The sequence below is a fragment of the Arcicella sp. LKC2W genome, from assembly GCF_034931005.1.
Lineage (GTDB): Bacteria > Bacteroidota > Bacteroidia > Cytophagales > Spirosomataceae > Arcicella.
Genome location: NZ_JAYGIN010000001.1, coordinates 185,042 through 209,672 on the forward strand (window position 1 = coordinate 185,042; position 24,631 = coordinate 209,672).

23 protein-coding genes are annotated in these 24,631 nt (G+C 33.9%); 16 read left to right on the forward strand and 7 right to left on the reverse strand.

Annotation, left to right across the window (positions count from 1 at the left end):
• Nucleotides 1–32: 32 nt before the first annotated feature.
• Nucleotides 33–1,187: a glycosyltransferase family 4 protein gene (locus tag VB796_RS00770; RefSeq protein ID WP_323344597.1), complete on the reverse strand. Its 1,155-nt coding sequence runs from the start codon at nucleotides 1,185–1,187 to the stop codon at nucleotides 33–35.
• A gap of 71 nt (nucleotides 1,188–1,258) precedes the next feature.
• Nucleotides 1,259–2,083: a glycosyltransferase family 2 protein gene (locus VB796_RS00775; protein ID WP_323344598.1), complete on the reverse strand. Its 825-nt coding sequence runs from the start codon at nucleotides 2,081–2,083 to the stop codon at nucleotides 1,259–1,261.
• Between the two features lie 178 nt (nucleotides 2,084–2,261).
• On the opposite strand from VB796_RS00775, the gene sucC reads away from it, so the two are divergent.
• Entirely contained in the window at nucleotides 2,262–3,458 is a 1,197-nt protein-coding gene (gene sucC / locus VB796_RS00780) for an ADP-forming succinate--CoA ligase subunit beta (RefSeq protein ID WP_323344599.1), read from the forward strand.
• A gap of 273 nt (nucleotides 3,459–3,731) precedes the next feature.
• Here sucC and VB796_RS00785 read toward each other — a convergent pair whose 3' ends face one another.
• The gene (locus VB796_RS00785) at nucleotides 3,732–4,583 is read right to left on the reverse strand and encodes a M48 family metallopeptidase (RefSeq protein ID WP_323344600.1); all 852 of its coding nucleotides are present in this window, start codon (nucleotides 4,581–4,583) and stop codon (nucleotides 3,732–3,734) included.
• 226 nt (nucleotides 4,584–4,809) lie between these two features.
• Between VB796_RS00785 and VB796_RS00790 the strand changes: the two genes are divergently transcribed.
• From VB796_RS00790 to VB796_RS00840, 11 genes are all read left to right on the forward strand, one after another.
• Entirely contained in the window at nucleotides 4,810–5,421 is a 612-nt protein-coding gene (locus VB796_RS00790; RefSeq protein WP_323344601.1) for a fumarylacetoacetate hydrolase family protein, read from the forward strand.
• A 56-nt stretch (nucleotides 5,422–5,477) separates the two neighbouring features.
• Nucleotides 5,478–7,493, forward strand: coding sequence for a M23 family metallopeptidase (locus tag VB796_RS00795; RefSeq protein WP_323344602.1), 2,016 nt, complete (start codon nucleotides 5,478–5,480; stop codon nucleotides 7,491–7,493).
• On the forward strand, nucleotides 7,426–7,875 hold the full coding sequence (gene bcp / locus VB796_RS00800; protein WP_323344603.1) for a thioredoxin-dependent thiol peroxidase: 450 nt from the start codon (nucleotides 7,426–7,428) through the stop codon (nucleotides 7,873–7,875). The genes VB796_RS00795 and bcp overlap by 68 nt, the downstream gene beginning before the upstream one ends.
• 90 nt (nucleotides 7,876–7,965) lie before the next feature.
• Complete coding sequence (locus tag VB796_RS00805; RefSeq protein ID WP_323344604.1) at nucleotides 7,966–8,823, forward strand: transketolase; 858 nt, start codon at nucleotides 7,966–7,968, stop codon at nucleotides 8,821–8,823.
• A gap of 23 nt (nucleotides 8,824–8,846) precedes the next feature.
• Nucleotides 8,847–9,860 carry an AAA family ATPase gene (locus VB796_RS00810; RefSeq protein ID WP_323344605.1) on the forward strand — a complete coding sequence of 338 codons (1,014 nt, stop codon included), beginning with the start codon at nucleotides 8,847–8,849 and terminating at the stop codon, nucleotides 9,858–9,860.
• Nucleotides 9,854–10,408, forward strand: a complete 555-nt coding sequence (locus VB796_RS00815; protein WP_323344606.1) for a hypothetical protein — start codon at nucleotides 9,854–9,856, stop codon at nucleotides 10,406–10,408. Before VB796_RS00810 ends, VB796_RS00815 begins: the two co-directional genes overlap by 7 nt.
• Nucleotides 10,409–10,422: 14 nt before the next feature.
• Nucleotides 10,423–11,382, forward strand: coding sequence for a transketolase family protein (locus VB796_RS00820; RefSeq protein ID WP_323344607.1), 960 nt, complete (start codon nucleotides 10,423–10,425; stop codon nucleotides 11,380–11,382).
• Between the two features lie 122 nt (nucleotides 11,383–11,504).
• Entirely contained in the window at nucleotides 11,505–12,065 is a 561-nt protein-coding gene (locus VB796_RS00825; protein WP_323344608.1) for an RNA polymerase sigma factor, read from the forward strand.
• A 204-nt stretch (nucleotides 12,066–12,269) separates the two neighbouring features.
• The gene (locus VB796_RS00830; protein ID WP_323344609.1) at nucleotides 12,270–12,707 is read left to right on the forward strand and encodes a hypothetical protein; all 438 of its coding nucleotides are present in this window, start codon (nucleotides 12,270–12,272) and stop codon (nucleotides 12,705–12,707) included.
• A 20-nt stretch (nucleotides 12,708–12,727) separates the two neighbouring features.
• Nucleotides 12,728–13,183 carry a Spy/CpxP family protein refolding chaperone gene (locus VB796_RS00835; RefSeq protein ID WP_323344610.1) on the forward strand — a complete coding sequence of 152 codons (456 nt, stop codon included), beginning with the start codon at nucleotides 12,728–12,730 and terminating at the stop codon, nucleotides 13,181–13,183.
• A gap of 389 nt (nucleotides 13,184–13,572) precedes the next feature.
• Nucleotides 13,573–14,169 carry a Crp/Fnr family transcriptional regulator gene (locus VB796_RS00840; protein WP_323344611.1) on the forward strand — a complete coding sequence of 199 codons (597 nt, stop codon included), beginning with the start codon at nucleotides 13,573–13,575 and terminating at the stop codon, nucleotides 14,167–14,169.
• A 313-nt stretch (nucleotides 14,170–14,482) separates the two neighbouring features.
• Here VB796_RS00840 and VB796_RS00845 read toward each other — a convergent pair whose 3' ends face one another.
• Entirely contained in the window at nucleotides 14,483–15,232 is a 750-nt protein-coding gene (locus tag VB796_RS00845; RefSeq protein ID WP_323344612.1) for a DeoR/GlpR family DNA-binding transcription regulator, read from the reverse strand.
• 116 nt (nucleotides 15,233–15,348) lie between these two features.
• Between VB796_RS00845 and VB796_RS00850 the strand changes: the two genes are divergently transcribed.
• The 4 genes from VB796_RS00850 (at nucleotide 15,349) to VB796_RS00865 (ending at nucleotide 18,935) form a co-directional block, all read left to right on the forward strand.
• Entirely contained in the window at nucleotides 15,349–15,738 is a 390-nt protein-coding gene (locus VB796_RS00850) for a VOC family protein (RefSeq protein WP_323344613.1), read from the forward strand.
• 10 nt (nucleotides 15,739–15,748) lie between these two features.
• Entirely contained in the window at nucleotides 15,749–16,273 is a 525-nt protein-coding gene (locus VB796_RS00855; RefSeq protein ID WP_323344614.1) for a 5' nucleotidase, NT5C type, read from the forward strand.
• 11 nt (nucleotides 16,274–16,284) lie between these two features.
• Nucleotides 16,285–17,433: an MFS transporter gene (locus VB796_RS00860; RefSeq protein ID WP_323344615.1), complete on the forward strand. Its 1,149-nt coding sequence runs from the start codon at nucleotides 16,285–16,287 to the stop codon at nucleotides 17,431–17,433.
• A 488-nt stretch (nucleotides 17,434–17,921) separates the two neighbouring features.
• Nucleotides 17,922–18,935: a GntR family transcriptional regulator gene (locus VB796_RS00865; RefSeq protein ID WP_323344616.1), complete on the forward strand. Its 1,014-nt coding sequence runs from the start codon at nucleotides 17,922–17,924 to the stop codon at nucleotides 18,933–18,935.
• Nucleotides 18,936–18,965: 30 nt separating this feature from the next.
• Here the strand turns inward: VB796_RS00865 and VB796_RS00870 are convergent, their stop codons facing one another.
• The 3 genes from VB796_RS00870 to VB796_RS00880 all read right to left on the reverse strand — a co-directional run bounded on the left by VB796_RS00870 (nucleotide 18,966) and on the right by VB796_RS00880 (nucleotide 24,607).
• Nucleotides 18,966–22,760: a hydantoinase B/oxoprolinase family protein gene (locus VB796_RS00870; RefSeq protein ID WP_323344617.1), complete on the reverse strand. Its 3,795-nt coding sequence runs from the start codon at nucleotides 22,758–22,760 to the stop codon at nucleotides 18,966–18,968.
• A gap of 189 nt (nucleotides 22,761–22,949) precedes the next feature.
• Nucleotides 22,950–23,399, reverse strand: a complete 450-nt coding sequence (locus VB796_RS00875; protein ID WP_323344618.1) for a GNAT family N-acetyltransferase — start codon at nucleotides 23,397–23,399, stop codon at nucleotides 22,950–22,952.
• 191 nt (nucleotides 23,400–23,590) lie between these two features.
• Nucleotides 23,591–24,607, reverse strand: coding sequence for an RluA family pseudouridine synthase (locus VB796_RS00880; RefSeq protein ID WP_323344619.1), 1,017 nt, complete (start codon nucleotides 24,605–24,607; stop codon nucleotides 23,591–23,593).
• Nucleotides 24,608–24,631: the final 24 nt, after the last annotated feature.

Consider the following 24,631-nt stretch of genomic DNA (forward strand, 5'->3'; position numbering starts at 1 on the left):
CAATTTAATTAATTTTGTATTAAGGCTTTTGGCTAATACTCATTGTTCAAGATTTTTACAAATGTCTGAAAAGCTTTGTCTTGATTGTGTATTTCTAAAACTTTTTTTCTTCCTGATTTGCCCATTTGTTGGCGAAGTGCAGAATTATCTTTTAATTCTACAATTTTATCTACTGTTTTATCTACATCAAGATAATCAATGATAAAACCACAATCATTTTCTACAAAATCTTTTGCTCCTCCAGCTTTGTCGAAGCAAATAATTGGTTTTTCCAACATGGCAGCCTCCAAAACAACTAATGGATATGGGTCTTCACGAGAGGACACAAAAAAAACATCAAAACTGGACATAAAGTCTAAAGGATTGCTAACGGAAGTTTGAAATACAACATTTTCCAATCCCAGACGATTATTATCAATTTGGAATATTTTATAATCAATTTCCGTATTTTGTCCTCCCAGCCACAAAAAGTAAATTTCTTTATTTTCTTTAAACTTTCTGGCAACTTGTAAGAAAATATCAACTCCTTTTCGTAAATCAACCGTACCAATTCCTCCTACCAAAAAAGCATCCTCAGGAATACCATATTGGTTTTTCAATTTTATTGTTTTCTCTTTATCAGCCACAAAACTTAAGGCAGATTCAGGTAATAATGAGGGTAAAATCATTATTTTATCAGATTCAATCTCATGATTCTCGATAAGATTTAATTTTACAGCCTCACCACAAGCAATAAAAGCACTACTCAATTTAATTACATTCCGAAAATGTTCTGGTAAGGTATATTGTTGAATACCCATTTCAAGTTCATGTACATACGTAATAATTGGGCAATTCAATTCCTTCAGTGCAGGCAAAATATCTCCATTGGTAATGGTATTACTAATGACTAAATCAAACTTTTGAGCTTTAAGGTTTTCTAAAGTCTGATTCTCAGGGGATTTTGTAGAAGTAATTTTTCCAATAAATTTATTAATCAATATTGTTTTTCGAGATTGTAACTTTTGTTTCCAAAAATACACAGGGGCAACTGCTTTGAAATCCTCCTCTATAATGCCTCCGTCCTTTAAAAGAATCGAAAAAGTAAACGCTTCATTTGCATCCTTCAGAAGTCGTAAAAATCGCAAAAGCAATATTTGAGCTCCTGCTCGATTGGCATCATGACTTACAAAAAGAATATTTTTCATGTTTCAAAGTTAAGGTCAATAAAATAATGTGTACTACCGAATAATATTTTTTCCGAAAAACTTAGTCAATTTCATCCGTTTTTCTCCAATTCTAATACTATTTGCTGATAATTGGCGATGGTTTTCTGTAAAAATCCTGAATACTTTGATTCAAAATACCCATCTAATTCTTGAAACATTTCCATCCTATTCCGTAGAAAAAAAATATTTTGCGGCGTATGAATATTAGTCATACCACCACGATGTTTACGATAGCACCCCATACGTTGGGGTAAATATTTAATTTTACCGTATTTAGCCACTTCAATGAAGATTCCTAAGTCACCACTTGCAGACTTCCACCACCATTTTGGCATACCATTGGTAAATACATTTCTTAAAACCGTACTGGCAGTTCCCAAGAACCACGATTTATCTTCTAATAAATCCGTAAGTAAAGATGTATCCCTGTGATTCTCTTCGTTAAAATCATGAGTTGGAGAATTATCTTCATAAATTACCGCAAGTTGATGATGACAAAGAGCATAATCTGGATTGTTATCTAAAAAATCGACCTGTTTTTGTAATTTAAAAGGGTCAGTCCAAAAATCATCGCCTTCGCACAAAGCAATATATTCACCTTTACAAGCTCCAAAAAGAAACGCCACATTATTTTTCCCTCCTAATTCTTTTGGAGAAGAAGGACCTAAATTTTCAGAATGCAAGAATGCTCGAATTTTATCGGGATATTTATCTACAAATTCTTGGATAACCAATTGATTTCCATCACTTGAAGCATCATCGCCAATCACAATTTCAAAGTCAAAATTGGTCTTTTGCATCAATGCACCTTCCAATGTTTTGGCAATAAATTTATGATGATTGAATGTAGGGATAAGGACGCTGAGTTTAGGCATTTTTACGTTTTGAAGACTACCCAAAATAAGTAAGTAGCCTCATTATTTGTGTATTTATACGTCAAAATTACAAATTTGATATAGGAAATATAAATATTTACCAAAGAAAAACGCTTAATTAAATAGTTTGTCAGTAATTTAGCACACGAATTTATTTCGCATAAAAAAACTGTATCAAATGAATATTCACGAGTATCAAGCAAAAGACATTTTGAAAAGCTATGGTGTCCGCATTCAAGAAGGCATCGTGGTAGATACACCCGCATTGGCAGTTGAGGCTGCCCGTGAACTTACCGCCCGCACGGGTACTGGGTGGCACGTAATTAAGGCTCAAATTCACGCAGGTGGTCGTGGTAAAGGTGGTGGCGTTAAATTAGCTAAAAGCTTAGATGACGTTCGTCAAAAATCTGAAGAGATTTTGGGCATGCAATTAATTACACACCAAACTGGTCCAGAAGGTAAAAAAGTTAGCAAAGTTTTGATTGCTGAGGATGTATATTACCCAGGTCCTTCAGAGGTTAAAGAATATTACGTTTCTATTTTGTTAGACCGTGGTAAAGCTTGTAATGTTATCATGGCATCAACTGAAGGTGGTATGGACATTGAAGAAGTGGCAGAACACTCTCCAGAAAAAATCATTAAAGAATGGATTGACCCAAGAGTTGGTTTACAACAATTCCAAGCTCGTAAGGTTGCTTTTGCTTTAGGTTTATCGGGAGATGCTTTCAAAGAAATGGTGAAATTCATCAACGCTTTATATAAAGCTTACGTTGAAACAGATTCATCAATGTTTGAAATCAACCCAGTGTTAAAAACTTCTGATAATAAAATTTTAGCGGTTGATGCGAAAGTAAACTTAGATGACAATGCTCTTTACCGTCACGCTGATTTTATTCCATTACGTGATGTAACTGAGGAAGACCCATTAGAGGTTGAAGCTTCTGCAAACGATTTGAACTATGTAAAACTTGACGGTAACGTAGGTTGTATGGTTAATGGTGCAGGTTTAGCAATGGCTACGATGGATATCATCAAACTTTCAGGTGGTGAGCCCGCTAATTTCCTTGATGTTGGGGGAGGAGCAAATGCTAAAACTGTTGAAGCTGGTTTCCGTATTATCTTAAAAGACCCGAACGTTAAAGCTATTTTGATTAACATTTTCGGTGGTATTGTTCGTTGCGACCGTGTTGCTACGGGTGTTGTTGAGGCTTACAAAGCTATTGGTGATATTCCTGTACCGATTATTGTTCGTTTACAAGGTACAAATGCTGCTGAAGGTGCAAAAATCATTGACGAATCAGGCTTAAAAGTATATTCTGCTGTATTGTTGAAAGACGCTGCTACGAAAGTAGAAGAGGTTTTGGCGGCAATGTAGTTTGAAGATTAGATAATAGAGGTTAGAGAATAGATGATAGATTTTAGAGTATAAATTATTGATAACTTTAAAATCTCAATTAACAATAAAAAAGGAGCGAAATTAATTTTCGCTCCTTTTTTGTTGTTAATTGAGACAGAAATTCATAAAAAAATCCCTCCACTATTCTCTAAAATCTATTCTCTATCACCTATTCTCTATTATCTATTTTCTAAAATCTATTCTCTAAAATCTATTCTCTAATATTTATTCTCTATCATCTATTCTCTAAAATTAAAATCTACCATTTGACCCACTTTTACTTGAAGCGTTATAATATTTCATCGCTTCGCCCATTCGACTTTTAATATCTGAAATACGTTGTTGGTCGGAAGGGTGAGTTGACATCCAAACTGGGGTTTTTGCTCCGCCAGAATTGGCAGCCATACGTCCCCAAAAGTTTACAGCTTCCATTGGATTATACCCAGCCATTGACATAAATATTAACCCCAAATGGTCAGCTTCCGACTCTTGATAACGCCCATGAGCCATCATTCCTAATTGAGCTCCAATTGGTGCAGCAACGCCAAAAACGTTATTCCAAAGGTTTTGAGTTGCATTAGGTTTATCTTTTAAGGCAACACCCAAGCCAATTTGCCCTGCTACTAAAAGTCCTTGTGCCAACATTCCTTGACTCATACGTTCTGAACCGTGTTTTGCGATAGCATGAGAAACTTCGTGACCCATTACTACGGCAAGCCCTGTTTCGGTTTGCGTGATTGGAAGAATTCCAGTATAAACCACCATTTTTCCACCTGGCATACACCAAGCATTTACTTGATTGCTCTGCACCAATTCAGTCTGCCACTGATAACCTTTTAAATAATCAGCATTACCCGTTGATTCAAAATATGATTGAGCCGCACGAGCAATTTTATCCCCAACACGTTTTACCATTGCCGCTTGTTGAGAATTAGCAGGTACAACTTTACTGGTATCCAAAAACTGTTTATAACTGGTAAATGCCATCGCATTCATTTCGTCATCAGAAACTAATAATAACTGATTTCTACCAGATAAAGGCACTTTTGTACACGCCCACAAAGTAGTTAGGAGAATTACTCCATAAAAAATGACTCTCTTCATTTTAATATTCCGTTTAAGGTATTCATTTTGTTTCAATCAAAGATATTTCGCTAATATCCACAATTGAGACGTAAAAATCATAAAAAGGTTCTAAATTTCTATAATTTCGAGGTAATTTTGTTTAATAAAGTCTCATTTAGATATTTTCATTAATTCTTTATGTGCAATCCTAACAAAAAACTATGCCATTCAAAACTTTGGCGAATTACTTTATAAACGACGAAATATGAAAATCTTGTGCATTGGGCGAAATTATGCCGACCATATTGCTGAACTAAATAATGAAAGACCTTCTGAACCCGTTATTTTCTTAAAGCCTGATACTGCCATTATTAAGGATAATGAGCCTTTTTACCACCCTGATTTTTCAAATGATATTCATCACGAAGTAGAACTTGTATTGAAAATCAACAAAATTGGTAAGAATATAGAAGCTAAATTTGCTCATAAATATTATGACGAAATTGGTATCGGTATTGATTTCACCGCTCGTGATGTTCAAGCAAGATTGAAAGAAAAAGGTTTACCATGGGAAAAAGCGAAAGCATTTAACGGCTCTGCTCCTATTTCAAATTTTGTTCAAAAAAGCAAATTTGAGGATTTAAAAAAACTGAACTTTCATTTAGAAATTAACGGGGAAACTCGTCAGCAAGGAAACACAGAAATGATGCTTTGGAATTTTGATGAAATCATTGCCGAAATTTCAAAATACTTTACTCTAAAAACAGGAGATTTAATTTTTACAGGAACACCTTCAGGCGTTGGAGCAGTAAAAATTGGGGATAAATTGACAGCATTTATAGAAGATACGGAAATGCTTTCTTTTGAAGTGAAGTAATTATATCGAAGCCGTTTAAACTTTCGTTACCATTTTTTTAATATTAAAGTACAACTTTGAAAAAATTAATAAATATTATATTTCTAAGTCTAATTTACCTAAGTATTCAGGCTCAGAAACCTCAACTAACCTATCCTAAAGGCTATTTTTTATTTCCGATAAACCCAAATCAACAGAATTATTTAGCGGGTGGAATGGGAGATTTGCGTTCCGACCATTTTCATGCAGGAATTGATATAAAAACGCAAGGAAGAGAAGGACTTCCTGTCTATGCAACAGGTGACGGATATATTTCAGAAGTACGTGTACAGACGAGCGGATATGGAAATGTAATTTTTATTACTCACCCCAATGGTTTCGTTTCAGTTTATGGACACTTGAAAACTTTTTCGGAACCTTTAGCGAGTTATGTACGAAAAAAACGCCTCGAAAGTCAGACATTTGAAATAAAACTTAATCTTAAACCCGAAGAATTTGAAGTTGCCAGAGGACAAATCATTGGGCTTTCTGGAAATACTGGCGGTTCGGCAGGTCCACATTTACACTTCGAGATTAGAGATGTAATCAATAATATTTTGAATCCACTCAATTTTGGGTTTCCAGAAATTAAAGATAATCTCCCTCCTATTTTCCAACAATTAATTATAAAAACACTTAGTACCGATTCTCGAATTAATGGTGCATTCGGCAAACAATTATTTTATCCAACCAAGATTGGTAATGCTTATTCGCTAAACAACGAAATTTATGCAAACGGTGAATTAGGACTTGAATTATTAGCCGTTGATAAAATGAATGGCACTAACAATTCAAATGGGCTTTCATGTGTGGAACTTTTTGTGGATGGGGTTGAGCAATATTATTCTCATTTAGAGCAGTTCCCGAATGATGTTTCTCACGACATTAACGTCCATAATGACTACGCCCATGAACAAATGAAAGGACAGAGGTTTCAGAAGTTATTTCAGGAGGATGGAAATGACAAACTTCAAATCTATAAACCGTCATTAACAAAAGGAAAAATTAAAATTACTGATGGAAAAACGCATCAAATTACTATAAAAATTTGGGATACTTTTGAGAACAGCACCGTGTTGAACTTTACAATTAAAGGTGAAAAGAAAGAAGGTTCAACCACCATTAGCCCCAATAATTTACCAGTATTGTTTAACCAGTCTATTGAAGATAACACACTAATAATCAAAGCACATAACCTAAAGACTGTCAACTCTGTAGCGAGCTTAAAATTCGCTAAATCTACAATAGATTTACCAATAAATTATGTTAAAAACAATGAAGCGGTGTATCTTTGGGACTTGAAAAAGAGTTTACCCGACTCAATTATTATTGATGGAGTTTCAAAAGCGACAAATTTTAGAAAAGTAATTGTTCCAAATATTGATTATGCTTTTGAATCAGATGGCTTAGACATCAACTTTGAGTATAAATCTTTGTACGATACACTTTATTTGCAAACTGAAGAAGTAGGAAATAAATTAAAAATCGGAGAAGTAACCCTACCGCTAAAAGGTAAAATTGATGTTATTTACACACCCAATTTTCAGTATATTTTACCTGATAAAACTTCTATCTATCACCTGTTTAAAAATGTTAAATCATTCTTAAAAACAGTTTGGAATGGCAATAAAGCATCTTTCAGTACCAAACGTTTAGGTGATTTTATTGTATTAGTTGATACGATACCTCCAAAGGCGAGTATGATGAAGAAAACACCAGATGATATTCAAATACGAATTGGAGATAATCTTTCTGGAATCAGGAGTTTCAAAGCTTTTGTCAATAATGAATATATCTTAACAGACTACGATGCAAAACGCTCGTTATTATGGTCTGTAAAAGCTGATTCATCACAGAGATTTTACGGAAAATTAAGGTTAGAATTAGAAGATAATCAAGGGAATAAGAGTGCTTTTGAAGCCAACATTGATACGGTAAGAATTTTACCCAAAACAATCGTCAAAAAAGTAGCTAAAACGAAAAAAAATGAACTTAAAAATAGGCGACAAAGCCCCAAACTTCGAACAGAAAGACCAAAACGGAAACATCGTTAAGTTATCTGATTTTGAGGGTAAAAAAGTAGTTTTATACTTTTATCCAAAAGATGATACTCCAGGTTGTACCGCACAAGCTTGTAACCTAAATGAAAACTTAACAAACCTTAATGCAAAAGGTTTTGAAATTATTGGCGTAAGTGTTGATGGTGAAAAAGCTCATCAAAAGTTCATCAAAAAATACGATTTGAAATTCACTTTGCTTTCAGATGAAGACCACCAAATGGTAGAAACCTATGGTGTTTGGGTTGAAAAATCAATGTATGGAAAAACTTATATGGGTACTGCTCGCACAACTTTCATTATTGATGAACAAGGAATCATCACAGACATCATCAGTAAAATTGACACTAAAAACCATACGCAACAGATTATTGCTTAACTTATAAAATGCTTCGGCATCAAACATTGTCTTTTATTTCTTTACCCTCTTGAGAAACCATTGGGGAACTTTATTTTAATCAAATTACAAATGCAAATTACTGAATTACAAGGAGTTGCGTCACAAGTGAGACGTGACATTGTTAGACAAGTACACGCTTGTCAGTCTGGACACCCAGGTGGGTCGTTAGGTTGTGCCGATTTGTTAGTTGGTCTATATTTTGACCAAATGAAACTTAAATCTAATCCAGACGGCACAAAAATCTTTGATATGGACGGTATCGGTGAAGACCTTTTCTTCTTATCAAACGGACACATTTCTCCCGTATTCTACTCGGTATTGGCACGTTCGGGATACTTTGCTGCTTCAGAATTAGCAACATTTCGTAAATTAAATTCTCGTCTTCAAGGACACCCAACAACGCACGAACACCTTGAAGGTATTCGTATTGCTTCAGGTTCATTGGGACAAGGAATGTCAGTAGCAATTGGTGCTGCACAAGCCAAAAAATTGAACGGTGATGATTCATTAGTATTTGTATTAATGGGTGACGGTGAGCAAAACGAAGGTCAAGTTTGGGAAGCAGCAATGTACGCACCGCACCATAAAGTTGACAATTTAGTTGCTGTTATCGACTTCAACGGTCAGCAAATTGATGGGCCAACTGATAAAGTAATGAACAACCGTGATTTAGGGGCAAAATATGCTGCTTTTGGTTGGAATATCATGAAAATGAACGGAAACGATATGGCTGACGTAGTGAAAGTTTTAGCTGAAGCACGTGAGTTTTCTGGAAATGGACAACCAACAATGATTTTGATGACAACCGAAATGGGTGCTGGCGTTGATTTTATGATGGGTTCTCACAAATGGCACGGTGTTGCTCCAAACGATGAGCAATTAGCGGCTGCTTTAGCTCAACTACCTGAGACTTTGGGAGATTATTAATCCAAAAATAAAAAATTAGCATTTTGAAAATCAAAAAATTACATATCAAAAACTTTAAATCTATTGCAGATTTAGAAATCATTGAACCCAACCCATTTACGGTCTTTGTTGGACCGAATGGGTCTGGGAAAAGTAATATTTTTGAGGCGTTGGAGTTTTTTTGCTCTTCATTAGATGTTTCAATAAAGTTAAAGCTTTTTGGAGGAGAAGAAGAGCTAAAATCATTTAGAAATAATGATATTCAATATCAATACTTTTATTCGATAGAGACAGATACTTTCGTTACAAACACAACTGGTCAGTATTTTTCAAAAAAGGATTTGGAAGAAAACCCTCATTCTTTCAGAGTGCTTAGTTTATCAAATGTTACAACAAGTGAAAAGACAGAATTAGAAGAGAAATTAATAGAGATTTTTAATGAAGGTTTTTCGAGAGTATTTGTCTCAAATCAAAAAATCGAAAAGTTGCCATTTTCGGATTCATCTAAATTAAATCTTTCAACTTCAAATCTTGAAAAAGTATTAAAAAGAATTTTAAAAGATTCACTTCTTAGGGAAGAAATATCAGACTGGCTTTCTTTATTTATTCCTGGATTTGAAAGGGTAGAAGTAATTTCAAGTGAATTAAGCGGTACAGACACTTTAGTAATATATGAAAAGGGGACTGACAGACCTTTCACTAAAAATTTACTTTCAGACGGTACTTATAATATCCTTGCTCTTTTAACAGCGGTTTTCCAATCTGATGAACCACAATTTTTGTGCATAGAAGAACCAGAAAATGGACTCAATCCAAAAGTAATAAAAGAATTAGTAGGTCTTTTTAGATATGCTTGTGAAGAAAAAGGTCATTATATTTGGCTTAATACGCATTCTCAGTCGTTGGTTTCACAATTAGAACCTCATGAAATTATTTTAGTCAATAAGAAAGAAGGTGAAACAAAGGTAAAGCAATTAAAGAAAGATCTGAATCTTTATGGATTACCAATGGACGAAGCATGGCTTTCCAATGCTCTTGGAGGTGGGCTTCCATGGTAAAACTTGGAATTATTTGTGAAGGAGAAAGTGAAACCATCATTTTCAATTCTCTTAGTTTTATATCTTTTTTACAAACAATGAATCTTGAATTAGTAGCGGTACAAGAAACTGGCTCAAAAAATCAATTTTATGAAGAGCGAATAAACTCGCATCGACAAATTTTAATTGATAAAGGTGCAACCCACATTTTAACTTTATTAGATTTAGATAAAGATGGATGTATAACCATCACCAAACAAAAACTGTCAGTTTTTACTAATCAAGAGATTGTTGTTGCAGTCAAAGAGTTTGAAAATTGGTACTTAGCAGATAGTATTGCAATTAGTCATTTTTTAGGAAAAACAATCAATGTAGATTATCCCGAAAATTATGATGAACCAATTGATGAAATGATAAGATTAAAAGGGTTTTCTTTTGCAAAGAGTAAACCAAGACTCGCAAGAAAAATGCTTAAAGCTGGCTTCTCAATCCAAAATGCCGCTAATCACCCCAATTGCCCAAGTGCTAAATATTTTTTAACCAAGTTACAATCAATCGCAAATAATTGAAATTTAATATTTTAATGAAAAAATATACATTCACAGAAAAAAAAGATACTCGTTCTGGTTTCGGAGCAGGTATGCAGGTTTTAGGTCAAACTAATCCAAACGTTGTAGCTCTTTGTGCTGACTTAATTGGCTCATTGAAGTTAGACGCATTTATTAAAGAAAATCCAGAGCGTTTTTTCCAAACTGGTATCGCTGAAGCAAACATGATTTGTATTGCTGCGGGTTTGACTATCGGTGGAAAAATTCCTTTTGCCACTACTTTTGCCAATTTCGGAACAGGTCGTGTTTATGACCAAATTCGTCAATCTGTTGCTTATTCAGACAAAAATGTTAAAATTGCTTGTTCTCACGCAGGTTTAACTTTAGGTGAAGATGGAGCAACTCACCAAATCTTGGAAGATTTAGGATTAATGAAAATGCTTCCAGGTATGACAGTTATCAACCCTTGCGACTATAACCAAACTAAAGCGGCTACCATTGCCGTTGCTGAACACGTTGGTCCAGTTTATTTACGTTTTGGTCGTCCAGTTGTACCTATTTTTACTGCTCCAGACCAAGAATTTATCATTGGAAAAGCTTGGACTGTGAACGAAGGAAAAGATGTAAGTATCTTTGCCACAGGGCATTTAGTTTGGGAAGCCATCTTAGCAGGTGAAATTTTAGCAGAAAAAGGAATCGACGCTGAAATTATTAATATCCACACTATTAAACCTTTGGACGAAGAAGCTGTCTTAGCTTCAGTACGTAAAACTGGTTGTGCTGTTTCAGCAGAGGAACATCAAATTGCAGGTGGCTTAGGTGATTCAATCGCTCAAGTATTAATCAAAAAACACCTTGCTCCATTAGAATATGTTGGGGTTGAAGATTCTTTCGGAGAATCAGGAACTCCTGCTCAATTAATGGAAAAATATGGTTTAAATGCTGCTTCTATTGTTGAAAAAGCAATGAAAGCAATCGCACGTAAGAATTCTTAATTTTTTGATTGTGAGTATAAAACTCCGCAAGAATGAAGAATTCTTGCGGAGTTTTTTTGTAGGACAGGTTTCTAACCTGTCTGGTTAACAACAGGTTAGAAACCTGTCCTACTTAATTCTGAATGACCGATAAACAATTAACTGATTCAGAAATATTAGCAAAATTTGCAGTTGCAGAAACTCGAAACTTTGCCTTCAACCAACTGGTAAGAATTTACCAGCAAAAACTCTATTGGCATATTCGAAAAATGGTTATTGACCACGACGATGCCGACGATTTAACCCAAGAAACTTTCATTAAAGCATGGAAAGGTTTAGAAAATTTCAAAGGAGAATCACAATTATTTACGTGGCTTTACCGAATTGCCACCAACGAATCATTAAACCACTTGGCAAAGAAAAAAAGACGCTTTTTTCTGCCTATCAACGATATTACTGAAGAATTATCTAATAAATTGGAAGATTCTGATATGATTTCAGGTGATGAAATTCAACTGAAATTACAAAAAGCTCTATTGACTTTACCTGACAAACAACGTTTGGTTTTCAATATGAAATATTATGATGAGATGAAATATGAAGAAATAGCCGAAATTACAGGCACCTCAGTGGGTGCATTGAAAGCATCTTATCACTTAGCAGTCAAAAAAGTTGAAGAACATTTAAAAAATTCACCTTTTTAAACATTCCATTAAACCTTTTAGATTTAAGATTATCAAAGAGTTAGATTAATATATAAGTACAAATGACAATATCAGATTGTCGATTTATAAATAAAATGCAAATTGAACATTTACCAGTTTTCAAGCATATCTATTTATAAATAAAAAATTAAAGCCACTGCAATGATAGAATTTATATTTCTTTCTAAGTATATGGTTCAAAAGATGAAAAACGAGAAATTTGATTTAGAAAACTTACCACGAAAAAATATTTTCAAAGTACCTGACAACTACTTTGATGAGCTTCCAATGCGTGTACAAGCTCAGACTTCTGGAAAATCGAAAACTATTCCTTTGGTTTCGTGGTCTAAACAAAGAACTTGGGCAAGTATTGCCGCTTGTTCAACAATTGCAATTTTAGGGTATTTTACCTTAATGCCAAAGCAAGATTCTTTGGGTAATGAAGCACTTTCAGGCGTTCAGAATACAGAAATTGTTAATTATTTAATCCAAGAAAATCTAAATCAAACCGACGTAGCAGAACAGTTTGAAAATAATAAAAGTGCCAAATTTCAAGATTCTGACTTGTTAGACAATTTAAAAGTTAGCGATAAAGATATTTTGCAAAGCATTGATATAGACAATATCCAAGAGGAAATTTAACCACCTTACAAATAGAAAACATGAGAAAGTTAAGTATTTTAGTTATTTTAATAACCTTTGCTTCAATATCAAATATTAAAGCACAAGATGAACAATTAAGAGGTAAAGAAAAGATTAAAGCCGCCAAAGTTGGTTTAATTACAAATCGTTTGAGTTTGACAGAAGAACAAGCCAAAGGATTTTGGGCTATTTATGACGAATTTGATAGAAAACGCTCTGATATCAGAAAAAATATACGCCAAATGACCGCAGAAAGTAGAAATATTACGACTACTGACGATAAAATTTTAGCGGATTTAAAAGAAGTTTTGAGTTTAAAACAAAAAGAAGTTGACTTAGAAAAAGAGTATTTAAGCAAGTTTTTGAAAGTTATCAATATTCGTCAAATCTCCGAATTATATAAAACAGAGCAACTATTTAATCAAATGCTGGTTAAGAAACTAAATAAAGCATCTGATAAATTTTATAAAGAGTAATTGCTGACCCATTTTCTCAAAACCTTTCTAAGTAAATTAGGAAGGTTTTTTTATTTCAAAACAATCAATTCAGACCAATAGTGATACATTACAACTATCTACCATTTGTCGCAGAATAAAATTAGATTACGGATTGTACTGATTTAACAGATTGGCATGAAAATCATAACTCCATTAGGGGGATTAATCTGTTTTATCCGTCTTATCTGTAACCCAATATTGTCTTGCGACGAACAGTCGATAATTCCGTTTTATTTTACTAAAACTGAGGTTTAAAAATTTCAATTCGGTAGAAATGAGGACTCAAATTAATTTTCTCAGTTTGAAACTTGTAAGAACTTTAAATTCCTGTAATTTGCGAAACAATCTGTAATTCGATTATTAATCTCGTGAAGAAACCCAACCACACATCGCCAGAAGAAGCAATTCCGTTTTTAGAATTTTCCAACAATTTACATCCACTTACAGAAGCTATTTCTCAATTTCTTATTAAAAATACTTACCCCAAAAATGTCAAGAAAGGTAAAATATTGCATAAAGCAGGAGAAATTTGCACAAATATGTACTTTGTAAAAAAAGGAGTTCTGAGAGGGTATGTAAACGATGAAAGTCGAGAAATAACCACTTGGATAACAGCAGATGGAGAATTAGTATCGGCAATTTGTAGTTTTATTTTACAAATACCAACCCATGAGAATATTCAAACACTGGAAGATTGCGAACTGATTTCTCTTAGTAAAGTTGATTTAGAGCGACTTTATGTAAAACATCCCTCATTTAATATTACTGTCAGAAAACTCACCGAAATCTATTATATGCACGCTGAACATCGTGCATATATCGTTAGACTGAAAAATGCTGAGCAAAAATATCAACTCTTTTTAAAACAATATGGACATTTAGCAAATAGAGTTCCTGTGAAACATATTGCATCATTTTTAGGTATAACCCTCGAAACATTGAGTAGATTACGAGCAAAAAGATAAATTATCTCAACTGTTTGTATAATTATTGAAAAATAAATATTGACATATATCAATAAATGCAGAGAATATTACGCTAAAATATTAGAAAAAGAACATACAATCAACTCATAAACAAACACTTACACTCAAACAATCATAAACAACCTAATTTAGTATGACTTAGGGTAAGGCTTTAGAAACTACAAATATTTTATATTTTTGTGACTGATGTTTAAAATAATTTTTAGCATTCAGCTAACACACTAAATTTATGATTGCCTAAAAAGTAGTATTTTCGCCAATTGAAAATACTACTTTTTAAGTTTTAGAATCCTTATAATATCACTACGCCTTTTGCTTTATAATCGGTAAGTTGTATATCTAAAATGGTATCATCTACCAACATCACATCTATTTCTTGATAGCCACATACTACATAGCTTTCGGCAGTATTTAACTTATCTGCTGTAATTAAAGCTACTACTTTTTCTGAAACTTCTACCATTTTCCGTTTTACTACACTTTCGCCCCAATCTGGCATTGTTACTCCAATTTGGTGGTGCATTCCACATACACCCAAAAGGAAAACATCTGCTCTTATTTTACTCAAAAGCTCTGTCACTTCTGAACCATAAGTATTTTGGGCATCTTTAAAAACCTTCCCTCCCAACAAAAATAAATCTATATTTGGGTGTTCACACAGAATTTGGGCAATAGGAATACTGGTTGTAAAAACCGTAGCTTTCAAATCTGGAGACATCAAACGGGCAACCTCCATATTAGTAGAACCGTTATCCATCAAAATAACTTGTCCATCCTCAAAAAATTGTTGTGCTTTACTCGCCAAAACCAATTTCTCTTCATGGGCAATATTTATTCTTTCAGATAATTTATAGGGACTCGGAGATTTTGGAATGGCACCACCGTGTACTTTTTTCAAAAGTCCATTCTCAGCCAATTCATTCAAATCACGACGAATGGTATCATCCGATACATTTAATATTTCTGCTAATCGAACAGAAGATACCCGTTGGTCGGTTTCCAACATTTTTAAGATAATCTGCAAACGTTCTTCTCTGAGCATAGTTTCGGTTTTTATCGTTTTATTTCACACAAATTTAATATAAAATTTGCAATTATGCGTTTTTATTCGGTAAATTTGTTCAATCATTTAACAAAAAGGAATAAAACCGAAATAACGTGCAAATAGAACATATTGCCATTTGGACAAAACAGTTGGAAATTTTGAAAGATTTTTACGTAAAATATTTCAAAGCTTCAGCAAATGAAAAATATCATAATCCTAAAAAAAGCTTCTCTTCGTATTTCTTATCATTTGAAAATGGTTGTCGATTAGAACTTATGGAAAAAGAGGGAATTCCTGCTAATATCAATAATATTTACGATGAATATACAGGGTTAATTCATTTTGCGATTTCGGTAGGAAGCAAAGAAAAAGTTAATGAAATCACCGAAATATTTAGAAATGATGGTTTTGAAATTATAGGCGAACCACGCACCACTGGCGACGGATATTATGAAAGTGTAATTCTTGACCCAGACAAAAACAGAATTGAAATAACTATTTAAAAGTAAAATTATGCAAAGATTATTAATTGATATGGATGACGTAATGGCAGATACAAGCCAAAAAATCATCAACATGGTAAACGAAACATTTGGTACAACTTACACCAAAGAAATGTTAATTTCTGACCCAAAAATTAAAGAGGAATACCAAGCAAAATACCTCACTCAAAGACATAGATTATGGGACAAAGGATTTTTTAGAGATATTCCTTTAATGCCTGATGCTCAAGAAGTTATTGGAGAATTATATAAAAAATATGAAATTTTCATTGTTTCTGCCGCAACCGAATTTCCAAATTCAATGTCAGAAAAATTAGAATGGTTGGAAGATTATTTTCCATACATTGGTTGGAGTCATACCGTTTTTTGTGGTCATAAATGGATGATTAAAGCTGATTATATAATTGACGACCACGAAAAAAACTTGATTAACTTTACAGGAAAAGGTTTACTTTTTGATGCTCCTCACAATCAACACATAGTTGATTTTCAACGAGTTAATTCTTGGAAACACATCGAAACGATTTTACTATAATCCATTCTCCATTGGAAAACATAACCATTAATTCAGATAATGGGCGAAATGCCCGAATTGCCACAAATACGCTTTTTTTCCTTTGCGGAATAAGTTTTGCCTCTTGGGCATCAAGAATTCCAGATGTAAAAGAGTTTTTACAACTCAGCGATGCCGCTTTAGGCTCGGTTTTATTTGCCATGCCAATTGGTAGTTTGACGGCATTGCCAGTTTCTGGAATCATTATTGAAAAATTTGGCAGTAGAAATATCACCATTTTCTCATTAATATTCTATGTTATTGCCCTTCCAATTCTTGGACTTGCTCAGGTGCCTTATGTGTTGGCAATCGGCTTGTTTATTTTTGGTTTTGGCAGTGATATGCTCAATATTTCAATGAATGTTCAAGCCGTAAATGTAGAAAAAATCTTAAAACGCTCAATCATGTCGTCTTTCCATGCGGTATTTAGCACAGGTTTTATGATTGGTGCCGCATTAGGGGGATTGATAGCAAATCAAGGTATTTCACCTTTTCTACATTTAACCACCATTTCGATTATTGATATAATATTGGGTATTGTTGTATATCGTTTTTTAGTAGCCCAAGACCAAAAATCATCTGAATCTCAACCACTTTTTGCCATTCCAGACAAAGGTTTAATGCTCTTAGGAATTATCGCTTTTTGTGGAATGTTATCAGAAGGTGCAATGGCGGATTGGAGTGTATTATACTATAAACAAGTGCTAAATAATCCGCAAGGATACGCAACGGCAGGCTTTACTGCATTTTCGATTCTCATGGTTGTGGGCAGAGTTTTTGGAGATAAAATAGTACACACAATTGGTCTACGTAAAACATTGTTAATCAATTGCTTAATTGTATTTTCAGGTATGTCAATTGCCTTAATATTTCAACATCCAATTTCAGTTGTTATTGGTTTTGGTATCACAGGTTTAGGGCTGTCAACCATTGTTCCACTAATTTATTCTGAAGCTGGACACTCAAAAACGATGTCGGCTGGTGTTGCATTAGCGGCAATAACAACCGTTGGTATGGCAGGTTTCTTGATTGGACCAGTATTAATTGGTTATCTTTCAGAATTTTCTTCTTTAAGAATTGCACTATCATCAATTATGTTTTTGGGATTGTTGGGAGCATTTCTAACGAATAAAATCAAGTAAAATATAATTTATTTCTCAATGAAGAATGCTATTTAAAAGATTAGATGTCTGTTTTTGAAGAAGTTAAGGAAGCCGACTCGTAAGAGTTGGCTTTTTTTTATACACAAAAAAACCGTTTGTCCATCAAACGGTTTAGTAGTTAAATTATTCAGAAGTATGATTCTATTTTAAATGTTTTTGTTTAAAGACAATTGCCTGCGGAGACACCATTGGTCTCCCGCAGACACTGTACACCATTAACCATTTTTATAAACAAAAACTAACCAAATAACCTTAAAATAAGGTATTGTTGATATTTTTAAACATTGAAAATTGAGCTATCACTTAACAATGCTATACTATGCTATTTTATTGTATCACAAATATATAAATATTTTTGCCTATCCAAAATTTTTTTGCAATATTTTATGATAAAATGTGTTAATCATCATCAGTAATATGAAAAAGTGTAATTTTGTTCATCAAGCATAAACTATAAAACTCATTTAATGAAAAATTTCACCTCTATTTCAAGTTCAAGTAAACCCAAGTTTCAACAGCTAATTGAGCATATTATCAACTCAATAGAAGATGGAACTCTCTTGCGAGGGCAAAGACTTCCTTCTATCAATGAAGTTTCTGAAAGTTCTGGAATTGCACGAATGACCGTGACAAAAGCATACGATGAATTGAGAGAATTAGGCTTGGTTACTTCTCATCATGGCAAAGGTTTTTATGTAGCCAGTACGGATACTCGAAATCAACTAAATATTTTCGTTTTATTTGATGCTCTTACCCCATTCAAAGAAATACTTTATGATAGTCTTATTGCTGAATTGGGAGAAAGTATAAATGTGAATATTTTTTTTCATCACCACAATTTGAAGGTTTTTGAAAATCTTTTGATGAATAATTTGGGCAACTATAATTTTTTTGTGGTTATGCCTCATTTTAAGGAAGATGTAACGCATATTCTTCAAAAAATACCAAGAGAAAAGCTCTTAATTCTTGATATTGATGCTCCGAATTTGGGCGATGATTATGCTATTTTATGCCAAGATTTTGAACAAAATATTTTTCAGGGACTAACAGAGGCAAAGGATTTAATCAAAAAATACCAAACGCTTTCTTTGGTTTTAAGTAGTAAAAGTTTTCAGTACACGCCAATTGGAATTATTAATGGCTTTGAGCGTTTCTGTAATGAAAATAAAATTAGCTATGAGATAATTTCTAATTTAGAAGAAGAAGAGCATCTTCAAAAAGACCATGCTTACTTGGTTTTTAGAGAAAATGATTTAGTGAGATTCATCAATTGGTCAAACAAAAAGCACTGGAAATTGGGCGAAGATATTGGACTACTTTCTTATGATGATACACCTATAAAAGAAATCTTAGCAGAGGGAATTTCGGTTATTTCAAACGATTTTTCTATCATGGGAAAACGAGCAGCAAAAATGATTTTATCAAGAGAAAAAGGCAGGTTTGTTAATAATTGTTATTTTATTGAGAGGAAATCACTTTAACGAGATTTCCTCTCAATAAAATAACAATTATTATGCTTTTCCAAAACCTCCACCACCTGGCGTACAAATGGTTATTTTATCACCTTTTTGAGCAGAAAATTCGTTGGAAGTAAATTTTGTTCCGTCGGTTTTCTCCAGAATATGTTTGCCTACTTTTCCATTTTCACCACCACTTATACCGTAAGGCTCTTGTTGTTGATGTTGACGTAAAAGTGATACTTCTACATCTTCTAAAAATGTAACTTCTCTCACAATTCCGTTACCACCTTTGAAAATACCATTTCCTCCTGAATTTTCCCGAATTTCAAAACGATTAAGATAAACGGGATAACGTAATTCCATCACTTCAGCGTCGGTAATTCGAGTATTGGTCATGTGAGTATGTACACCAGAAGTCCCCGAAAAGTCTTCTCCTGCTCCACTCCCACCACAAATCGTCTCATAGTAACCAAATTTAGCATTACCGAACAAAAAGTTATTCATCGTTCCTTGCGAACACGCCACTATTCCAAAAGCTTTTAATAAAGTATCGGTCAATCTTTGGCTAACTTCTACATTTCCACCTACCACCGCAGGACAATCTTCACTATTATCAGGAAAATCAGGATTCAGCATTGATTTTTCTGGAATAATAATCTTCACTGCTTTTAAAATGCCATCATTTAATGGAATATTTTCATTTAAAAGTAATCTCAAAACATAAACCACTGCCGAGTTAACAATGGCAATATTCGCATTTAGATTTCCATGATGCGTTTTGGCACTTCCCGAAAAATCTATAACACATTCGTTTTGAGCAATTTCAACTTTTACTTTTAAACGATAAATTTCTTTATTATCGAGTAATATATCTAAAAATTCCTCAGCCTCATAAGTCCCAATACCAAAATTTTGCAAACGTTCTTGCATTTTTTGAGTAGAATATTCCTTCAAACGATTCATGTAAAAATGAACGTTGGACAACCCATAATTTTTGACTAAATTTTGCAAAGCAATTTCTCCATTCCTGTTGGCAGCTAAAGCGGCATTCAAATCAGCTAAATTTTCCTCGACAGAACGAGTTGGATATTTTGCAGCAGTCAAAACGTTTCTGATTGTATCCCAGTGTATTTCTCCGTTTTTTGCCAAATACATCGGTGGAATTACAACGCCTTCCTCTGCCAAATTTGTAGAATATGGAGGCATAGACGCAGGACGTATTCCACCGATTTCAGAATGATGACAACGGTTGACCACATAGCCAATCAATTGATTATCATCTGAATACACCGAAGAAATCAAGGTAACGTCGGGTAAATGAGAACCCCCATATTTGGGATGATTGGTGATAACAACATCACCTTTTTCAATGGAAATATATTTTAAAACACTTCGCACACATACGCCCAAACTCCCTAAATGCACAGGTATATGTGGGGCATTGGCTATCAGTTCGGCATCGGCATCCAACAAAGCACAGGAGAAATCTAAACGCTCTTTTACATTGACTGACAAGGAAGTTCTTTGCAATAAAACACCCATATTTTCAGCAATCGACATGAAGCGATTAGTGAATAATTCTAACTGAGCAGCTTCATTATTCAATTGATTATCAGCAAATTGAATCGTATTTTCAACTTTAATTTTAGTAATATGCCCAGTTCCAAAATCATCGATGACTAATTCCCAATCATTCTCAATAATTGTTGTACTGAACCTATCCAACAGTAAGGCAAATCCTTTGATTTTAGCCCCCGACTTCAGATTTTCACGGATATAGACAGGGACAGATTCTTTCTTATTTTCAACAAATGCTTCGATAAAATGAGAAGGCTCTGGAAAATATATTTCTAAATTTTCAGACAATGAATATTCACATTGTTCTGAATACTTTTTTTCACCTGCAATAACCCGAATACTTTCAAGTTCGATGGCTCTGTTTTCTACCCAATGTCCAAAAATTGAAGTATATTTCTCTTTAAAACTATTAATACCTTCTTCAAAATCAGTCCATTCAACTTCTATACTTGAGTCTTGTCCTTTAAAACGTAGATATAGTAAGCGACTTTTTATTTCGATTTTATCTTCGGAAATTCTATCAACTATTAACTTATTTTTGACTTCAGATTCTAATTTAGAAAATTGTTGTTCGAGTTTAGAATTTAAAAAAACATCAAAAATTTGAAGGACAGAAGCCTCAGAAAAACGCTCTACTTGGGCTTTTGAAATTCCAAAAGCTGATAATATTCCTGCATCTTTTGGTAGTAAAATGGTATTAATATTTAGTAAGTCAGCAATGCCACAAGCGTGTAATCCACCTGCACCACCAAAAGCAACTAAGGCATAATCTTGAGTGTCGTATCCTTTCGTGATAGAAATTTTGCGAACAGTTTCTGCCATTTTCTCATTCGCAATTGCCCGAAATCCTTCTAAAACTTCTTCTTTACTCAATTGAAAATGAGCATTTTGCAAAATTTCTTGCAAACGTTCTTCTGCTTTTTCAGGAAAAACTGGAATTGAAAATTGAGTGGCATCTAAACGTCCCAATAATAAATTGACATCCGTAATCGTCAAAGGTCCACCAGCACCATAACACGCAGGGCCTGGCATAGAACCTGCACTTTCTGGGCCTACTGATAATTTATAACCATCATAGGTACATATTGAGCCTCCACCTGCGGCAACTGTTTCAATGGCTAATGATGGACTAAAAATCTGAGCATTACCAATTTGTTGACTAAACTGATATTCAAAATTACCATCATAACGGGCGACATCGGTACTGGTTCCACCCATATCAAAAGCAATAAAGTGCTGATAATTAGCCTGTTTAGCAATGACAGAAGCTCCTACAACGCCACCTGCTGGGCCAGAAAAAAGACTATCTTTGGGATAAAAAGCGTTTGATTTTACTAAACTGCCCGCACTGGTCATCACTTTGAGGGAATTATTGGGTAATTTATCGGTAATATTTTGAAGATAATTAGAAATAATTGGAGCTAAATACGCATTGACAACCGTAGTTTCTGCACGATTAACAAACTTTATTTGTGGGCTTAATTCGGTAGAAATATTAACAAATTTGAAGTATTTTTTTAGCGTTTCTTGTAACTGTTGCTCATGAATATTATTTCGATAGGCATTTTTCAAACAAATGGCAACCGACTCAATATCCTGATTTACAAGACTTTGAACTAAGTTTTTTTCATCTAAAACTAAGGATTGAATTATATTTCCTTGTGCATCAATCTGTTCTTCAACTTCAATAACTAAACTATACAATGGCTCTGGACGAACAATATTTAGGGCAAAAATATCTGGACGAGCTTGATTGCCAATGACTAATAAATCTTTGAAACCTTTGGTGACAATAAAAGCGGTTTTTGCTCCTTTCATTTCTAAAAGTGCATTTGTTCCTTTGGTTGAACCAATTCTCATTTCTATTGGTGGAAAAGATTCAGACAAAGCTGTTTCGGTAATGAGTCTTGCACCCAAAACTGGTGCTTCTTCATTAGCGGTTAAAGCAAAGCTAAAGACTTGACTTTGAAGATATTCTGGAAGACTCTTGTCAATTTCCAAAGTAGATTCATGAATATCAAAACTAAGTACCGACGCTTGAAAATTATGTCCTAAAATCAAAAAGAGATAATCTTTTAGAATATCTCTTTTCAATAACCAAGACTGTTTTACTTTAAATTTATTTGCCGAAAATTGTTCAATGACTTCACCTCGAATACTACTACTTGAAAGTATTTTGCAACGATATTCTGTTCCAAAATTATCAGTAGCAATACAATCTGTAAATGTTCCGCCTGTGTCAATTGAAATCTGGAAAGATTTTGTCATAATTAGGTTTTTGGGGTTAGGTTTTAGGGTTTAGCAATCAAGGCATTTCCCTAACCACTAAATTCTAAAACCTATTTATAGACTAAGCCATAACTTATTAAAAGTGAAATTTAGTGATTCAGCCTAACTTCCCGAAAGTTTAAAACTTTCGGGAAGTTCCAAATAAGTCATATGATTATCTATAATTACTTAAAAATCAAGATGAACGTTTAACCATTCAGAATCAAACCTCACTCCGAATTTCTTATAAAAGTTGATAGCAGGTTCATTCCAGTCCAATACTTGCCACATAACGCCTGTACAAGCTGTATCTTTAGCTTTTTGAATTGTTGCTTCTAAAAGTTGCTCGCCTAATCCTTTTCCACGTATTTTTTCAGAAACAATTAAATCTTCTAAATAAAGTCTTTTGCCTTTCCAAGTAGAATAACGATAATAATACAAGGCAAGTCCAACAACTTTCCCTTCAAATTCGGCTACAATTGAGCCAAAAATAGGATTTTCGCCAAAACCGTCAATATACATTTGCTCGACAGTATTGGTTACCTGCTCAGGAGCATTTTCATAAAGAGCTAATTCTTTAATCAACTCAAACATCACTGGCACATCTTCTTTTATGCCTTCACGAATTACAATTGACATTTTATTCTGGTTTAATTCTCTAAAACACCTATTAGACTTCTTGCGAAAGTCGTTTAAGGTGAAAGCCAGCACCTTTTAGGCTACAAATCAGGTAAATTTTTCAACCGTAGCTATGCTATGCTTTCAAAATTTACCTGATTTTCGCTCAAAAAATCACTATTTTTCAATCATAAACGACTTTCGCAAGAAATCTATTCATTATTTACGTAGCCTTCCCACTTAGCAATCACCGATTTCATTTCTTCAGGAAGCTCCGTTTCAAAGTGCATAAATTCACCCGTTTTAGGATGAATAAATCCTAAAGATTTTGCGTGAAGAGCTTGTCTTGGACATAATTTAAAGCAATTGGCTACAAACTGTTCATATTTTGTAAAAACTGTACCACGAAGCACTTTATTTCCACCATAAGTTTCATCATTAAAAAGAGTATTTCCGATTGACTTTAGGTGTACTCTAATTTGATGCGTTCTCCCTGTCTCCAAATTACATTGAACCAACGACACATAACGGATTTTCTTCAAGACTTTATAATGCGTAACGGCATCTTTTCCTTGTGAACCATCTGGAAAAATTGCCATAATTTTGCGGTCTTTCAAACTTCTACCAATATGTCCTTCAATAGTACCTTCGTCATTTTTAGGTTCGCCCCAAACTAAAGCATTATAAGTTCTTTCGATAGAGTGGTCGAAAAACTGTTTTGCTAAATGGGTCATCGCTTGTTCTGTCTTGGCAATCACCAATAATCCCGAAGTATCTTTATCAATACGATGTACCAAACCTGGACGAATTTCTCCGTTTCGATGCGTTGGCAAATTCTGAAAATGATATACCAAAGCATTTACCAAAGTACCTTCCCAATTGCCATGTGCTGGATGTACAACCATGCCTGCTGGTTTATTTACCACCAAAAGTTCATCGTCTTCATAGACAATATCCAGAGGAATGTCCTGTGGAATAATTTCATTATCTCTTGGCGGTTCAGTTAATTCAACAGTAATAACATCTAAAGGTTTTATCTTGTAACTTGCCTTCACGACAGCCCCATTTACCTTTACAGCACCTTCATCAATACCCTCCTGAATCTTAACTCTGGAAGCATTTTGCAATTTTAACATCAAATATTTGTCGATTCTAAGGATATTTTGCCCTTTATCAACTGTGATATTATGATGAACGTATAATGCTTCGTCTTCTTCTAATTCTTGCATACATTTGTGTTTCTTAGCAATAGC

Coding starts and splice junctions, on each gene's coding strand:
- VB796_RS00770 (WP_323344597.1), bottom strand. CDS start 1,187: ATGAAAAATATTCTTTTTGTAAGTCATGATGCCAATCGAGCAGGAGCT.
- VB796_RS00775 (WP_323344598.1), bottom strand. CDS start 2,083: ATGCCTAAACTCAGCGTCCTTATCCCTACATTCAATCATCATAAATTT.
- sucC (WP_323344599.1), top strand. CDS start 2,262: ATGAATATTCACGAGTATCAAGCAAAAGACATTTTGAAAAGCTATGGT.
- VB796_RS00785 (WP_323344600.1), bottom strand. CDS start 4,583: ATGAAGAGAGTCATTTTTTATGGAGTAATTCTCCTAACTACTTTGTGG.
- VB796_RS00790 (WP_323344601.1), top strand. CDS start 4,810: ATGAAAATCTTGTGCATTGGGCGAAATTATGCCGACCATATTGCTGAA.
- bcp (WP_323344603.1), top strand. CDS start 7,426: ATGAACTTAAAAATAGGCGACAAAGCCCCAAACTTCGAACAGAAAGAC.
- VB796_RS00805 (WP_323344604.1), top strand. CDS start 7,966: ATGCAAATTACTGAATTACAAGGAGTTGCGTCACAAGTGAGACGTGAC.
- VB796_RS00815 (WP_323344606.1), top strand. CDS start 9,854: ATGGTAAAACTTGGAATTATTTGTGAAGGAGAAAGTGAAACCATCATT.
- VB796_RS00820 (WP_323344607.1), top strand. CDS start 10,423: ATGAAAAAATATACATTCACAGAAAAAAAAGATACTCGTTCTGGTTTC.
- VB796_RS00825 (WP_323344608.1), top strand. CDS start 11,505: ATGACCGATAAACAATTAACTGATTCAGAAATATTAGCAAAATTTGCA.
- VB796_RS00830 (WP_323344609.1), top strand. CDS start 12,270: ATGAAAAACGAGAAATTTGATTTAGAAAACTTACCACGAAAAAATATT.
- VB796_RS00835 (WP_323344610.1), top strand. CDS start 12,728: ATGAGAAAGTTAAGTATTTTAGTTATTTTAATAACCTTTGCTTCAATA.
- VB796_RS00845 (WP_323344612.1), bottom strand. CDS start 15,232: ATGCTCAGAGAAGAACGTTTGCAGATTATCTTAAAAATGTTGGAAACC.
- VB796_RS00855 (WP_323344614.1), top strand. CDS start 15,749: ATGCAAAGATTATTAATTGATATGGATGACGTAATGGCAGATACAAGC.
- VB796_RS00865 (WP_323344616.1), top strand. CDS start 17,922: ATGAAAAATTTCACCTCTATTTCAAGTTCAAGTAAACCCAAGTTTCAA.
- VB796_RS00870 (WP_323344617.1), bottom strand. CDS start 22,760: ATGACAAAATCTTTCCAGATTTCAATTGACACAGGCGGAACATTTACA.
- VB796_RS00875 (WP_323344618.1), bottom strand. CDS start 23,399: ATGTCAATTGTAATTCGTGAAGGCATAAAAGAAGATGTGCCAGTGATG.
- VB796_RS00880 (WP_323344619.1), bottom strand. CDS start 24,607: ATGCAAGAATTAGAAGAAGACGAAGCATTATACGTTCATCATAATATC.